Source organism: Amycolatopsis sp., from assembly GCF_035546795.1.
In the GTDB taxonomy this organism is placed as follows: Bacteria; Actinomycetota; Actinomycetes; order Mycobacteriales; family Pseudonocardiaceae; genus Amycolatopsis_E.
The window spans coordinates 1-14,687 of record NZ_DASZWC010000003.1; the positions used below are offsets into that span (position 1 = coordinate 1).

Below are 14,687 nucleotides of genomic sequence, written 5' to 3' on the forward strand. Positions count from 1 at the left end.
TCGCGGCCCACTCCGACTCGTGCTGGACCTTGACCTCGTGAAACATCCGAACCGCGCGTTCCCTCAGCTCGGCGGGATAACGGCGTGTAGTCGCTCGTGCCATGACTTACCTTCCCAAGAAGCAAAGTCTCCAGACACACCAGGGCGATTCACTGTCCGTGATCTTGTGGGTGGTGGGTGATCTTGACGATGCTGGAGGGGTTGCTCCGGTGGAAAGGGTTCAAGGTTGACAAGCGAGGACACGGCGGCTGGTTCGGCCACCAACGCGACCCCGGGCGGGGATGATCTCGATGTTCGGGTCGCGCGGGAGTTGATCGATATAGCCCGCGAGGGTGGGGTATCGCTGGCCGGGCCGAACGGTCTGCTGCGACAGCTGACGAGAACCGTGCTCGAAACCGCGTTGAATGCCGAGATGGACGAGCATCTCGGCTACGAGAAAGGCGACCGGGCCGGTAAGTTCGGGCTCGACGAACGAAACGGGTCGTCGGCGAAAACGGTGCGTACCGATGTGGGCGAGGTGCGTATTGAGGTGCCGCGGGACCGGGAGGGCACGTTCACGCCGCAGATCGTGCCGAAATACGCCCGCCGGGTGGAGGGTTTCGACGACACGGTCATTTCTCTCTACGCAAAGGGACTTACAACCGGGGAGATCCAGGCACACACCTATCCGACATATATAATTCGAAGGTATCCCGTGAGCTGATCTCGAAGATCACGGACAGGGTGGTCGAGGACCTGAATTCGTGGCAGGCTCGACCATTGGACCGCGTCCATCCCGTTGTGTTGATTGACGCTATTCACGTCAAAATTCGCGACGGCGCGGTGGCGAACCGGCCGATTTACGTCGCAGTCGACATCACCCTTGCCGGCGAGCGTGACGTGCTGGGCATGTGGGTCGGGACCGGCGGTGAGGGCGCCAAGGGCTGGATGAACCACCTGTCAGACCTCAAGAACCGCAGCGTCGAGGACATCCTGATCGTGGCCACGCGGTCACGGCCCTGTGGCCGCGGGCGGAGGTGCAATTGTGCGTGGTGCACCTCGTGCGAGCAAGTCTGCGTTATGCGTCGAAGAAGTACTGGCAGGCGATCACGAAACAACTCAAGCTCATCTACACCGCCCCCGACTTGGAGGTCGCGGAAGCCGAATTCAGCGACTTCTGTGCGGAGTGGGAGGACAAATACCCGGCCATGATCCGGCTCTGGCGAACCAGCTGGGAACAGTTCACGCCGTTCCTGGCCTACCCGCCGGAGTTACGCAGGCTGGTCTACACGACGAACGCCATCGAAAGCTTGAATTCCCGATTTCGGCAAGCCACCCGACGTCGTGGCCATTTCCCTAACGAACAGGCCGCACTGAAAGTGCTCTATCTCGTGATCCAAAACCCACTCAAAAACCGTTCCAATATCACCGGGAAAGTAGTAGGGTGGAAACACGCGTTGAACACACTCGCCATGCACTACGGCGACCGACTCGACGCGCCGCACTAACGAGAGTGATCACGCTGCCGCCCACAAGATCGCTGACAGTCCCCAGTCCCGGGAATCAAACCCGGGGCGGTTCACTCTTCGGCCAGGGTCCGGCTGTAGCGTTCGACTTTGCCGTTGTGGCGTGGGGTGTGGGGCGTGATCGGCTGGTGGCGGGCGCCACGCAGGACGGTGGCGAAGTCGTTCGCGCGGTAGCAGGCGCCGTTGTCGGTGACGATGCGGTGGATGTGGGTGATGCCGTGACGGGCGAAGAACGCCCGCGCGCGGTGGGTGAAGGCGATCGTGGTCCGGGCTTTCTCATCGGGTAGGGCTTCGGTGTAGGCCAGCCGGGAGTAGCCGTCGACGGCGGAGTGCAGGTAGGTGTGGCGGGCCCGTTCGCCACGACGTTTGCCGCGGCGGGCGCGTTGGTCCTGGGTACTGCCTTTGCCGTGGCTCCGCCAGCCACCGCCGTCGGGGATCTGGCCGGTCTTCTTCACGTCCAGGTGGATCAGGTGCCCAGGCCAGCGGGCGATGATCGGTCGTGGTTGCCGGTTGGTGGCTCCAGTGGGGCCGAGGAAGCGGCGCCGGTCCAGGCCGAGGTGGAGCAGGTGGCGGCTGACGGTGCGCAGGGAGATCGTGATGCCTTCAGCGGCCAGTTCGGTGGCGATGCGGCGGGCAGAGTACTTTCGGGCCCGGCGCAGTTGCTCGATCCGGGCCACGACCTCGGCGGGGGTGGCGGTGGGCTGGTGGTGCGGGACGCTCGGGTGGTCGAGCAGGCCGGTCTCGTCGTGGCGTCGGTAGCGGTTGACCCACTTGGAGGCGCATTGGCGTGAGATGCCCATCTCGGCGGCGACGTGGGCGATCGGGCGGGTCTGGCATCGTGCGACGAGCCGGCGACGACCCTCGACGGACAGCGGAGCGTTACGGTGGTGCATGGACGGGTCTTTCTACTCGGTGGACGAGTTGGTCGCACTTCTCATCCTGCCGTCGAAAGACCCGTCCCTCAGTCTCAGACCTTCGCGGCCGACACCAACGTCATGCCCCGCAACATGCTCGTTGTGCCGGAAGCAGGGCGAGCGGGTTGACGCCCCCGGGTCCGGTGGATGAGCCTCGCGCGGTCGACGGGAGGTATCGATGTTGACTATTTTGGTCATATCATTCTAAACTGTGAATAGTTGGTTCAAAGTCTCGTCCGGGCGGAGCGAGTAAGCCGATGTCGCAGCTAGCCACTATCACACGAGCAGGTTCACCACGTCGAGCCGTCACGCAAAGCCGGCCATGGCCACGTGTTCGCAGACCGGCTGTCGGTGGCTTTGGACGATCGGGCTGCGCCGGTCACGTCCTGCTCGTGCGGCATTGATTGTCGGCTCGTCCACCATGGCGGACATGCAGCCGATCAGCCTACCCGAGGCTGCGAGTGTTGATTCGGAGTGAAACCGGACCATCGGAGAGTCCTGAGTAGACTCTGCATGGTTTCGGCGTCATCGGCGATGGCGGGCAGGCCGAGTCGGTACCCTCCCGATTTCGAGGCGGACTTCCCGGCCTGACGCCGTAATCCGGTGACGGAACGCCGCCGCAGATCGAGCTGAAGAAAGAGGATGGACAAAGTGGTCCAGAATCGTCGAGAAGAAGCTGGTGATCCGTTGCCGGGCGGTCGGTCGGTCGCCGCTACCGCGGACACAGTGGCCGAACGGGACGTCGAACGGGTTCTTGATCTGTTGGCGACAGTCGAGAAGGTTCTGAAAGACGACGTCGCCTACAGCAAACTGTCCGAGCGTGATCCCGCCACCCTGGAGGCGACGGTCGGCGCCGCGGAGCAGGCTCTGGCCGTCGGCTGGGCGCGCTGGAGGAGCGGTGACAGCGACATCCATGCGGCCAGGATGACGGCGGTACTGCTGCAGCTGGGCATGGCGCGTGCGGCGTTCAGGCAGTCTTCGGCGGCGCAGCGGGACAAGCGGATTTTCGGGTTGTCCACGTTCCTGCACAACCTCCGGTCGTACGCGACGGTGCCCGACCTGATCGACCGCGTCCCGACCGAGGTGAACAAGCTCGGGTTGTCCCGGGTACTGGTCTCGCGAGTCTTGGGTGGACAGTGGATCGCGCGGTCGGCGGCGGTCGTCGACGAGATGGAGCTCGCGCGGGACATGGTTCGGGTGGGCACCGAACATCCCGGAACCTTGACCGGAGCGATGGTCGAGACCGAAATGGTGCGGCGGCGCGTTCCCATTCTCGTGCACGAGGCGGAGGGCCACCCGCGGGTTCATCCGCAACTTCGATCGCTGATCGACTGCCATGCCTACGTGTCAGCGCCCATCATGGTCTCGGGCAAGGCCGCGGGCCTGGTGCATGCGGACCAGAACGTAGACACCGGGACGGTTGACGAGGCCGACCGGGACCTGATCGGGACGGTCGCGGAAGGTCTCGGTTTCGCCATTGAGCGCACCGTGTTCCAAGAACGGCTGATGGGCCTGCGCAAGCAGCTGGACGACCACCACCGGGCGGTGAACGAGCTCATCGATGAGTTCACAGAGGCCGACGGGGAACTGTGGCCCGGAAACGGCTCTCCTGTCGCGGCGCCCACGTCCTCGCCGCACGTGGCTCCGAGAAGTGACGACGGGATCTGCTTGACACCGCGTGAGGTCGAGGTGCTCCGACACATGGCGTTGGGACAGACGAACGCGCAGATAGCGAGTAACCTGTTCGTCTCCGAGGGGACAGTGAAGACGCACGCGAAGCACATCCTGCGCAAACTCGGAGCAGCCAACAGAGCCGAGGCCGTGTCCCGGTACCACATGATGACGCGCAGGGCTTTGAACCAGGCGGTGTGAGGGAGTTACATCCTCCCGTCGGGAGAGGGGAAACACCTCTGGCGAGTGACGACTCGTACGCGGTGTCCTCTTACCTTTGGAGACAGCCGCCGTCGAGGCGGCGTCGTTCCGCGAGGTAGGTGGAGAACCCATGAAAATCACTGTGGACCGGACCAAGTGCACCGCACTGGGCATCTGCGAGTCACTTGCGCCCGATTTGTTCGAGGTGCAGGAGGACGGCTCACTGACCATTTTGGACGAAAGCCCCGCGGGCGACCTCCGTGACGCCGCCCGTGAGGCGGTCGCGGGGTGTCCGACGGAAGCGCTCTTCCTCGAAGAGGACTGATGGGGCCGGACAGCTTCGGCGTCGTAGGCGCGTCCCTCGCCGGGTTACGCGCCGTGGAGGCAGCCCGCAAAGCGGGGTACTCCGGCCGCATCACGCTTATCGGCGCCGAGGAACACCTTCCCTACGACCGGCCGCCGCTGTCGAAGCAGTACCTCGGCGGGAAGGCGGAAGAGCCGGTGTTCCGCGACGAGCGCGCCCTGCGCGACGAGCTCGGTGTCGAGCTCCGGCTGGGTCGGCCGGCAACCGGCATCGACACCGCACGGCGCGTCGTCAGTGTCGGCGGGGACGAAGTGCCTTACGGCGCATTGGTTATCGCGACCGGAGCGCGGGCGCGCACGCTGCCCGGCGCAGACGGGCTGGAGGGGGTGTGCACGCTGCGCACGCTCGATGACGCTCGGATGGTTCGGCGTTCCCTCGAGGCCGGTGCCCGCACAGTCGTGATCGGGGCGGGATTCATCGGGTCCGAGGTCGCGTCCTCCGCTCGTGCGCGCGGGCTGCCGGTCACTGTCGTCGAAGCCGCACCGGTACCACTCACGCGATCGGTCGGCTCCGAGATGGGCAAGCTGCTCGCGGACCTGCATCTGCGGGCGGGGACCGATCTCCGCCTTGGAGTGGGCGTGGAGCGCATCACCGGGAATGGCGCGGTGGACGGGGTGGTGCTCACCGACGGCACCGAGCTGCCCGCGGACCTGGTGGTGGTCGGCATCGGGGCAGCACCGAGCACGGAATGGTTGCGGCACAGTGCGATCCGGCTGGACGACCGGGACGGTGGCGTGCTGTGCGACCGCACGCTCGCGACCTCGATGCCGGGCGTCTACGCCGCGGGCGACGTCTGCCATTGGATCAGCGACCTTTTCGGCAGCAGGCTGCGCCTCGAGCACTGGACCAGCGCCGCTGAGCAGGGTGCGCTGGCGGCGCGTAACGCGCTCGAACCGGAGTTGGCGAAGCCCTACGACACCGTGCCCTACTTTTGGTCCGACTGGTACAGCAGCAGGATCCAGTTCGTCGGCGAACCGGCCGCCGACGAGATCGCGGTGGTCGACCGGCACTGGGAAGAGGGCAAACTCCTTGCCCTGTACCGGAAAGCGGACCGGGTTGTCGGCGCACTGACGGTGGACCGGCCGACGCTCATCATGAAGTTCCGCCGGATGATCGCCAATCGGGTGACCTGGGCGGAGGCGGTCGAGTTCGGCCGCGGAAAGACGGGCAACTGAACGATCGCGAAGAGGCGGCCCCGGGAATCGGAATTCCCGGGGCCGCCTCTTCGCGTTACGGCCTCAGGCCTTGGTGAACTTCACCGGCACGCTCTTGAAGCTGGACACGAAGTTCGTCTTGATCGGCTTCGGCTCGCCGGCCAGCTCGATCTTCTTGATCTTCGGGGCGAGTTCCTCGAAGAGGATCTCCATCTCTATTCGTGCGATGTGCTGTCCGATGCACATGTGCCCGCCGAACCCGAAACCCAGGTGCTTGTTCGGCGACCGGTCCAGGTCGAACGTGTCCGCGTCGGCGAAGTAGTCCTCGTCACGGTTGCCGGACGGGTAGTTCAGCATCAACCGGTCACCCTTACGGATCTGCACCCCGTGCAGCACTGTGTCCTCCGACGCGCTGCGCATGAAGTGCTTGACCGGTGAGGTCCAGCGCACGGCTTCGTTGACCATGTTCGAGATCAGCGAATGGTCCTCGCGCACGCGCTGCCACTGGTCGGGCTGCTGTGCCATGGCTATCGCCACGCCGGAGACGGTCGAGGACGTGGTGTCGTGCCCCGCGGTGGCCACCTGCAGGTAGCTCCCGTTGACCGTGGCCTGGCCGAGGAACTTGCCGTCGATCTTGGCGTTGGCGATGACCGACATGAGATCGTCGCGCGGGTTCGTGCGGCGGTCCTCGGTGAACTGGTCGAAGTAGGCGAAGAAGTCGGCGAACGCGGCCTGGAACTGTCGTGCCGCCGCCTCGGGACTCACTTCGACGTCATCGCGCTTCTCGTCCGGATCGTTCGCGCCGAAGAACTCCTGCGTCAGCTTCAGCATCAGCGGCAGGTCGTCTTGCGGAATTCCGAACAGACCGAGGATCACGCGCAATGGGTAATACAAGGCGAAATCAGTCGCCCAGTCGCATTCACCGTCGAAACTCAGTAGCTTCTCGACGTCCTCCCGGGCGATGGCGCGAATCCGGTCCGCGAATTTCGCGACGTTCTTCGGTGTGAACCAGTTGCTGGTCGCGGCCTTGATCTGGGTGTGCTCCGGCGGGTCGAGGAACGGCAGCGCGTCCAGGTAGCGGATCGACCCGTCGGGCGTGAGCGAGCGCAGGAACGCGTCGCCGGCTTGCGTGTTCAGGATGGGGTTGTTCATGCTCGCGTTGAACAACGAGTGGTTCTTTTCGACCGTCATGATGTCGTCGAACTTCGTGATGAGCCACAACGGATCGTAGCCGTCCACAAAGGCCTGGCCGACCGGCAGGTTCTGCCGGAGCCAGGAAAACGCGGGGTAGGTGACGTTTTTCTCGTCTCCATAGGACTCCGGCAGCACTACCGCTCGCGCTATGTCGTCCGGTATCCGGGTGGTTTGCTCCGCCGAGGGGGCGCTGGTCATCATTCCTCCTGTGTGATCGGCCGATCGACTTCTGCCCGAGCCTAGGACCGGTGGCGGCCCGTGCCATCTACCGAACGAGAGGCGTTGTCTCCCTCTTCCGTCCTTCCGGTCGGTTATCCCCCGGCGGGATGTGAAACTACCCCGCAAGGAAGATGCCTCCCTCCCGCTCCGCCGTGAACTATGAGTCCGCAGTAGACGCCCTGGCGAGAAGGAGAACCCCGCGATGAAAACCAAGGCCGCGGTCATTTGGGGGCCGAACGAGAAATGGCAGATCGACGAGGTCGAACTCGACGGTCCCCGTGAGCGTGAGGTACTCGTCAAGCTGACGGCGAGCGGTCTGTGCCATTCCGATTATCACCTCGTGACCGGGGACATGCCGATGCCCTATCCGGTGGTCGGTGGGCACGAAGGAGCCGGCGTCGTCGCGGGCCTCGGGCCCGGCGTGACCGGACTGGAAGAGGGCGACTCCGTCGTGCTCAGCTTCCTCCCGGCGTGTGGCCAGTGCGCCTATTGCGCCCGCGGCATGACCAACCTCTGCGACCTCGGCGGCGCGGTGATCCTCGGGCCGCAACTGGATGGCACCCATCGGTTCCACGCGCGTGGCCAGGGCATCGGGCAGATGTGCCTGCTCGGCACCTTTTCGGAATACACGGTCGTACCTCAGGCATCCGTGGTCAAGGTGGACAACGGCACCGCCCTGGACAAGGCGGCCCTGGTCGGTTGCGGTGTGCCCACGGGTTACGGCAGCGCGGTCAACGCCGGCGAGATCCGGCATGGCGACTGCGCCGTGATCATGGGGGCAGGCGGTATCGGCGTCAACGCGATCCAGGGGGCGCGCAACGCGGGTGCGAGCTACGTCGTCGCTGTCGACCCGAAGGAGTTCAAGCGGGACAAGGCCAAGGAGTTCGGCGCGACCCACACGTTCGCTTCGGCGGAGGAGGCGCTGCCTGCGATCAGCGAGCTTACCCGCGGCAGGCTCGCCGACGCCTGCATCGTCACGACCGACAACGCCGAGGGACACCAGGTGGGCGAGGCACTGACGCTGGTCGGCAAGGGCGGTCGGGTGGTCGTCACGGCTCTTGGTCACCCTGCGGACACATCCGTGACAGCGTCACTGTTCGAGCTGACCTTGTTCGAAAAGTCCATCAAGGGTGCCCTTTTCGGCTCGTCCAACCCCCGGTTCGACATTCCGCGGTACCTCGAGATGTACAACGCGGGCCTGCTGAAGCTGGACGAGCTGATCACCACCGAGTACCGGCTCGAGGACATCAACGAGGGCTACGATGACCTGCTCTCCGGCCGCAATATCCGCGGTCTCATCCGGTACTGAGACCGTGACCGGCTCCGGTGGGGATGCCGACTCGTGGCTGCTGCTGGCCGCCGCGAGAAGGGGCGACCCAGAGTCACTGGCCGCGCTGTACCGGATGCACGCGACGGACGTGCGGCGCTATATCCAGACGCGGGTGGCCAATCGGCACCTCGCCGAGGACCTCACCAGCGAGGTGTTCGTGCGGATGCTGCGTTCGCTGGGCTCGGTGTCCCACCAGGCAGGCAAGTTCCGCGGCTGGCTGATCACCATCAGCCGCAACATCGTGATCGATCACTTCAAGTCCTGGTCCAACCGGTCCGAGATTCCGGTCAGCGTCCTGCCGGAGCTGGGGTGCTTCGAGGTGAGCGCGGAGCAAGCGGTGTTGCGGCGGCAGCTGTGCGAGCTGGTGTGGGACGGCCTCGCCAGGCTGGTTCCCGATCAGCGTGACTGCCTTCGCATGCGGTTCATCGAGGGACGCACAGTCGCGGAGACGGCGGCCGTGCTCGGCCGCAGCGAGGCCGCTGTTCGCCAGCTTCAGCACAGGGCGATGCGGAGACTTGAGACTTTCTTGGAACCACAGGAAATCTCGGCGTGAAGGAGGGAGAAAGCCTGATGCGAACGGACAATCCGGCTCGGCCACGAGCCACACTCTGGGACGGGCTCGACGGTGCGGCACTGGTTCGCGGATGTTCGAGCGGGTTCACCGTCCTGGTGCTCGGTGGGCTGGTGGCACCGGCGGCGGCGCGACTTCCTGTGTTCGGGCCGTACTGGCTCGTCGTCGTCGCGGTGGTCGCGTTCGCCGTCGCCGGGATGCGCACCGGGCACGCGGTCCGGCAGGCGACGCAGGGGATGTGCGCCGCCGTCGGGTCCTACGTCTTGGTACTGCCATTGGTGCTGGCCGGGGGAGCGAGTTCCGCGAGTGTCTGGCAGGTCGCCGCGACGCTCGCGACCGCTGCGGTGGTGGGCGGCGCGGGCGGAGCGATCGCCGGACTGCGACGGCGCGGGAAGGCGCGGGCGTGACCACGACGACAAACCCGGCCCCGGCAGGGGCGAGGAAGGCGGCGGGCAAGGCCGCAACGCGTGCCGCCTCGCCGTTCGCCCAGGCCGGGGAGATGCTGCAACTGGCCGGAGTCGTGCTGTGGTCGGCGGTGCGCCATCCCGTCGGCTACTGGGGTTCGGTGCGCGACCAGATGTTCAGCGTGCTGAAGCTGTGCTGGCTGCCCATGGCGGTCTCGACGACGGCGTTCGGGCTGGGCGCCCCCGGCCTCCAGGGCGGCAATATCTTCCTGTTGTTCGGGATTCCCGAACGGCTCGGGTCCTTCTTCATCATGGCCAGCGTGCGCGAGTTCGCGCCCTGGATCAACGCGATGGTCGTCGCCGGGGTGGTGGGTACCGCGGTGACAGCGGACCTGGGCGCGCGGCGGATCCGGGAGGAGATCGACGCGATGGAAGTGCTCGGCGTCGATCCCATCCGTGACTTGGTCCTGCCCCGTGTCCTCGCGGTGACCTTCATGACCGGGTTGATGGATCTGGTTGCTCTGGTGTTCGGCGTCGTCGGCGGGTACATCGCTGGCGTCGGCGTCCTCGGCGCGAACCAGGCGTCGTTCTTCGCGAGCTTCTTCGACAACGCCACCACGACCGACATCTGGGGCAGCGTCGCGAAGACGACGGTGTTCGGTTTCATCATTGGGATTGTCTGCTGTTACAAGGGAATCCACGTCAAGGGCGGGCCGATCGGCGTAGGTCGCGCGGTGAATCAGGCGGTGGTGAGCGCGTTCGCCGCGATCTGGATCGTCAACTACGTCTTCACGACCATCCTGCTCGGGCTCAACCCGCAGATGCAGGTCTACAAGTAGGGACTGAAGATGTCGACGGAACAGGACACCGGGCCGGCGCGCGTCTCGCGCGCGCCGAAGCCGCCCGACGTGCGGATCTCCGCGCGACACATCGGCGGGAAGATCAGGGACGCGGTCGCCACCGGCGGCGACATCGCGCGGTTCTCCGGGCAGACCGCCCGTGCGCTGCCTCAGGTCCGCCGCTACTTTTCGGAGATCTTCCACCAGGCGGGGATTCTCATCATCTCCAGCGGTCTGATCATCTGGATGATGCAGTTCGTGATGGGCTCCGTGTGCGGGCTCGAGGCGAGCTACACGTTGAAGCAGATCGGCGCCCCGCTCTACAGCGGCATCTTCAACACCTATTGCGGTACAAGGGAAATGGCCCCGTACATGTGGGGCTACATCTTTGCCGCGAAGGTGGGCTGCGGGCTGGTGGCCGAGATCGGGTCGATGCGTATCGCCGAGGAGATCGACGCGATGGAGGTCATGGGAATCCGATCACGTAGCTACCTGGTGGGCACGCGCGTGGTCGCCACCTGGATAGCGATGCCGCTGTTGTTCACCGTCGGGCTCGGCCTGATGTACCTGTCGATGTACCTGGTGACCGTCGTGCAGCTAGCCGGGGTTTCCTCCGGTGGCTATCTCTACACGTTCTGGCTGTTCCAGAACCCCCTGGACTTCCTCTACGCACTGGCCAAGGCGCTGGCGATGGGGACGGTGGTCGTGTTCGTCGGCTGCTACTACGGATACACCGCTAGCGGTGGTCCCGTCGGCGTCGGCCGGAACACGGCGAAATCGATGATGCTGTCCATGGTGCTGATCCACGTTGTGGGGCTGCTCGGCACCCAACTGTTCTGGGGCCTCAGTCCCAACGCCCCCATCGCGAACTAGGAGGTCCGGTGATGCCAGGAATTGCGAAGACCACGACAGCCGAGCAGCCCCACGATCCCGAGTCGACCGTGCAGTTCGCCCGCGCGGCTGGCCGGCCCGCGCACACGATGCAGGTGCGCGACGTGCACAAGGCGTTCGGCGACTTTCGTGTCCTCAATGGACTGAATCTCGAGTTCGCCAACGACGCGATCACGACCGTGCTCGGCCCCTCGGGTACCGGCAAGAGCGTGCTGATCAAGCATCTCGTCGGATTGCTCGAGCCGGACGCCGGCGAGATCCTGATCTTCGGGCAGGACATCTGGCGGATCAGTGAGCACGAACGATACGAGCTGCGTAAGCGGTTCGGCGTCCTGTTCCAGGATGGGGCCCTGTTCGGTTCCATGAACGTCTACGACAACGTGGCCTTCCCGCTGCGCAAGCACACCGACCTCGCGGAGTCCGACATCGAGGAAATCGTGATGGAGCGGTTGATCGAGGTGGGATTGGAAGCCGCGCTGACCAAGCATCCGAGCGAGGTCTCCGGCGGTATGCGCAAGCGCGCCGGGTTCGCCAGGGCGCTGGTGATGAACCCCGAGATCGTGCTGTTCGACGAGCCGGACTCCGGGCTCGATCCGGTGCGCACCAGCCTGCTGTGTGACCTGATCCTCGAAATGCACGAGCGGCACAAGGGCACCTACCTCGTGGTCACCCACGACATTCGCAGCGCCCGCAAGGTCAGCGACTACGTGGGGCTGATCTGGAAGGGCAAGGTCGTTCACTACGGCGAGGCCGAGGAGGCCTTCGCGTCACAGGACCCGTTCGTGCGGCAGTTTCTCGCCGGCGACTCGGCGGGCCCACTGGGAATGGACTGATCTCCGATGCGACGTGTGTTGATCATCGCCGTAGTGGTGGTGGCCGTGATCGCGGGCACAGTCTGGGCCATGCCCGACAAGAAGTATTACGTCGGCGTCGTTCTCGGCTCGGCGACGAACCTCCACGCGGGCGGCGCGGTGACGATGAACGGCTTCCCGGCCGGGACGATCGACTCGATCTCGGTCCAGGACGGCAAGGCGATGATACGGCTGGCGCTCGAGACCGACAGCCGGCCGCTGCACGACGGAGCCCAGGTGACGGTCGAGTGGAAGGCGCTGCTGGGCGAACGCTGGATCGAAATCAAGGACGGGCCGTCGGGCAACGCCCCGATTCCCGACGGGGGCCTGATCCCCGGCAAACAGGCGGACCCGATGAACCTCGACCAGGTCCTGGCCGCATTGGACAAGCCGACCCGCGACCACCTGTCGTCGCTCGTCGAGCAGCTCAACACCACGGTGGCCGGCCACGAGCAGGATGCCAACGCGACGTTGCGTTCGGCCGGTCCGGCATTGTCGGCGCTGGGCCAGGTGCTCGGCGCGGTCGGCAGCGACGGCCCGGCGATCCGCGGCCTGGTCACCCAGCTCGACACCATGGTGGGGACGCTGTCGCGGCGAGACGCCGACGTGCGGACCATCATCGACGCGCTGTCGAAGACGACGTCGGCGACCGTCCAACAGCGACAGCAGCTCGCGACCGCGCTGCAGATGTTGCCGGGAACGCTGGACACGGCGAACAAGACGCTGGGCGACGTGCCCGGTACCGCGGACAAGGCCGTGCCGTTGTTGAAGGACCTGCGTCCGGCGACGCAGCAGCTACCCGCGGTGGCCCAGCGGCTTTCGCCGGTGCTTCAGCAGGTGCCACCGCTGGTGGACAAGCTCGGGCCGACACTCGCGAGCGCGGCACAGTTGCTGGATTACACACCCGGGCTGCTGGATGCGCTGCACCAGACCGTGCCGGGGCTCGGCCAGACGACGGGCTACCTGGGCCCGGTCCTCAATTACCTGCGTCCCTACACGCCCGAGCTGGCCGGCTGGTTCTCCGAGTGGTCGTCCAACGGCGGGAACTACGACTCCAACGGGCACTTCGTGCGGTTCTACCTCCAGGAAGGCGCGACCATGTTCTCCGACAACCCGGGGGTGCTCCCACCCGGTACCCAGAACGAGCCGTATCCGCTGCCCGGAGCGAACGCGAACCAGCCGTGGCAGGACGCGTGGGGGAGCGGTGTGCGATGAGCGGAATCCGGGCCCGGCTGCGCGTAACGAGCGTCGTGGTCGTCGCACTCGTCGGCCTCGGCTGGTCGATCGTGGGAGCGGGCACGTCGGACGAGCACGCATCGCAGACGGTCGTGGCACAGTTCGCGGACGCGAGCCCGTTGCTGGCCGGCAACGACGTGAAGGTCAACGGCGTCGTCGTCGGGCAGGTGACCGCGATGTCCGTTGTGGACGGTCATGCCGACGTGTCGTTCACCGTCGACCCCCGCGCGCTTCCGCTGCACACGGACGCGACCGCGACCGTCCGTCCGGTGAGCCTGCTCGGTGAGCGCTTCCTCGACCTCGGACGGGGCACCCCGTCGGCACCCGTGCTGCCGCCCGGCGGCGTGATCCCGCTGGCGCACACTCACCAGAACGCCGACCTCGACCAGGTGCTCGACGTTCTCGACAACGACACCGGCGACGCACTCGCCGCGCTGGTGACGATGCTCGGCCAGGGTATGCAGGGCAACGGAACCAACGTTGCCGACACGGTGAAGGCGCTGGCACCCGCGATGACCGACGCGAGCGGTCTCGCGCAGATCCTCAACCAGCAGAACGCGACGCTGAACCAACTGGTGGACAACGTGGAACCCGTCGCGCAGTCGCTGGCCCAGGACGGCGGCCGCACGCTGGATTCCGTCGTGGGGTCCGCGCACGATCTGCTGAGCACGACGGCGAGCAGGCAGCAGCAGCTCCAGGCCACCCTGGCACAGCTACCCGCGACCCTGACCGAGGCGCGAACGACGCTGTCCGAGCTTGCCGGCACGGCGAATGCCGCTGTCCCGGTACTGGGCGACATCCGCCCGGTTACCGACAACTTGCAGGCCATCAGCGACGAGATCAGCCGTTTCACCGAGAGCGCCGACCCGGCGCTGACCCATGCGCAGCCCGTGCTCGACAAGGCACAGGTACTGCTCGACGCGGCTCGGCCGGTGACCCAGGAACTGCTGGCGGCGGGCCCGGCGCTGCGCGGCGACGCGGCGTCGCTGCGGGCGCTCGCCACGACGCTGGCCGGAAACATCGGCGACGTAATGAACTTCGTTCGCGGCTGGGCATTGAGCACCAACGGCACCGATGGGCTCGCGCACTACTTCCGCGCGCTCGTCGTCGTCGACCCGCGGATTCTCACCGGAATCCTGCCCGGCAACCCGGTCAGCGGCGTCGCGCAGTCCGTGACGGGCGGCACGCCCGCGCCGTCCGACGGGCCGGGCGCACCGGCGGGTGGACCTGCCGGTGCGCTCGGACTTCTGTCCCCACAGGCCGCTCCGGACGGCGGAGTCACTGGGCTTTCACAGATCCAAGAGAGCGGCGCTCTGCAATTCCTGCTGGGAGGGAACTGACCG

General features: G+C 66.0%; 12 protein-coding genes and 2 pseudogenes. 12 read left to right on the forward strand and 2 right to left on the reverse strand.

Annotated features, from left to right (window positions below; all coding sequences use genetic code 11):
* Positions 1 to 226 precede the first annotated feature (226 nt).
* Positions 227 to 1,487 (forward strand): annotated as a pseudogene (locus VHD82_RS36705) (IS256 family transposase).
* A 74-nt stretch (positions 1,488 to 1,561) separates the two neighbouring features.
* On the opposite strand, the pseudogene VHD82_RS03520 reads toward VHD82_RS36705, so the two are convergent.
* Positions 1,562 to 2,398, reverse strand: a pseudogene (locus VHD82_RS03520) (helix-turn-helix domain-containing protein); the annotation flags it as partial.
* Positions 2,399 to 3,145: 747 nt separating this feature from the next.
* On the opposite strand from VHD82_RS03520, the gene VHD82_RS03525 reads away from it, so the two are divergent.
* The 3 genes from VHD82_RS03525 to VHD82_RS03535 all read left to right on the forward strand — a co-directional run bounded on the left by VHD82_RS03525 (position 3,146) and on the right by VHD82_RS03535 (position 5,830).
* Positions 3,146 to 4,291, forward strand: a complete 1,146-nt coding sequence (locus tag VHD82_RS03525; RefSeq protein ID WP_325696916.1) for a LuxR C-terminal-related transcriptional regulator — start codon at positions 3,146 to 3,148, stop codon at positions 4,289 to 4,291.
* Positions 4,292 to 4,421: 130 nt separating this feature from the next.
* The gene (locus VHD82_RS03530) at positions 4,422 to 4,616 is read left to right on the forward strand and encodes a ferredoxin (RefSeq protein ID WP_325696918.1); all 195 of its coding nucleotides are present in this window, start codon (positions 4,422 to 4,424) and stop codon (positions 4,614 to 4,616) included.
* On the forward strand, positions 4,616 to 5,830 hold the full coding sequence (locus VHD82_RS03535) for an NAD(P)/FAD-dependent oxidoreductase (protein ID WP_325696920.1): 1,215 nt from the start codon (positions 4,616 to 4,618) through the stop codon (positions 5,828 to 5,830). The genes VHD82_RS03530 and VHD82_RS03535 overlap by 1 nt, the downstream gene beginning before the upstream one ends.
* Before the next feature lie 63 nt (positions 5,831 to 5,893).
* Here the strand turns inward: VHD82_RS03535 and VHD82_RS03540 are convergent, their stop codons facing one another.
* Complete coding sequence (locus VHD82_RS03540; protein WP_325696922.1) at positions 5,894 to 7,201, reverse strand: cytochrome P450; 1,308 nt, start codon at positions 7,199 to 7,201, stop codon at positions 5,894 to 5,896.
* 223 nt (positions 7,202 to 7,424) lie between these two features.
* Here VHD82_RS03540 and VHD82_RS03545 point away from each other — a divergent pair, with 223 nt between their 5' ends.
* The 8 genes from VHD82_RS03545 to VHD82_RS03580 all read left to right on the forward strand — a co-directional run bounded on the left by VHD82_RS03545 (position 7,425) and on the right by VHD82_RS03580 (position 14,684).
* The gene (locus VHD82_RS03545) at positions 7,425 to 8,531 is read left to right on the forward strand and encodes an NDMA-dependent alcohol dehydrogenase (protein ID WP_325696924.1); all 1,107 of its coding nucleotides are present in this window, start codon (positions 7,425 to 7,427) and stop codon (positions 8,529 to 8,531) included.
* A gap of 4 nt (positions 8,532 to 8,535) precedes the next feature.
* On the forward strand, positions 8,536 to 9,105 hold the full coding sequence (locus VHD82_RS03550) for an RNA polymerase sigma factor (protein WP_325696926.1): 570 nt from the start codon (positions 8,536 to 8,538) through the stop codon (positions 9,103 to 9,105).
* A 17-nt stretch (positions 9,106 to 9,122) separates the two neighbouring features.
* Positions 9,123 to 9,530: a hypothetical protein gene (locus tag VHD82_RS03555; RefSeq protein ID WP_325696928.1), complete on the forward strand. Its 408-nt coding sequence runs from the start codon at positions 9,123 to 9,125 to the stop codon at positions 9,528 to 9,530.
* Between the two features lie 92 nt (positions 9,531 to 9,622).
* Positions 9,623 to 10,366, forward strand: a complete 744-nt coding sequence (locus VHD82_RS03560; RefSeq protein WP_325696930.1) for an ABC transporter permease — start codon at positions 9,623 to 9,625, stop codon at positions 10,364 to 10,366.
* Positions 10,367 to 10,375: 9 nt separating this feature from the next.
* Positions 10,376 to 11,239, forward strand: a complete 864-nt coding sequence (locus tag VHD82_RS03565) for an ABC transporter permease (protein WP_325696932.1) — start codon at positions 10,376 to 10,378, stop codon at positions 11,237 to 11,239.
* Between the two features lie 11 nt (positions 11,240 to 11,250).
* Positions 11,251 to 12,090, forward strand: a complete 840-nt coding sequence (locus VHD82_RS03570; protein WP_325696934.1) for an ABC transporter ATP-binding protein — start codon at positions 11,251 to 11,253, stop codon at positions 12,088 to 12,090.
* 6 nt (positions 12,091 to 12,096) lie between these two features.
* Positions 12,097 to 13,323 carry an MlaD family protein gene (locus VHD82_RS03575; RefSeq protein WP_325696936.1) on the forward strand — a complete coding sequence of 409 codons (1,227 nt, stop codon included), beginning with the start codon at positions 12,097 to 12,099 and terminating at the stop codon, positions 13,321 to 13,323.
* Positions 13,320 to 14,684 (forward strand): MlaD family protein, encoded by a 1,365-nt coding sequence (locus tag VHD82_RS03580; protein WP_325696938.1) that lies wholly within the window; start codon positions 13,320 to 13,322, stop codon positions 14,682 to 14,684. Before VHD82_RS03575 ends, VHD82_RS03580 begins: the two co-directional genes overlap by 4 nt.
* Positions 14,685 to 14,687: the final 3 nt, after the last annotated feature.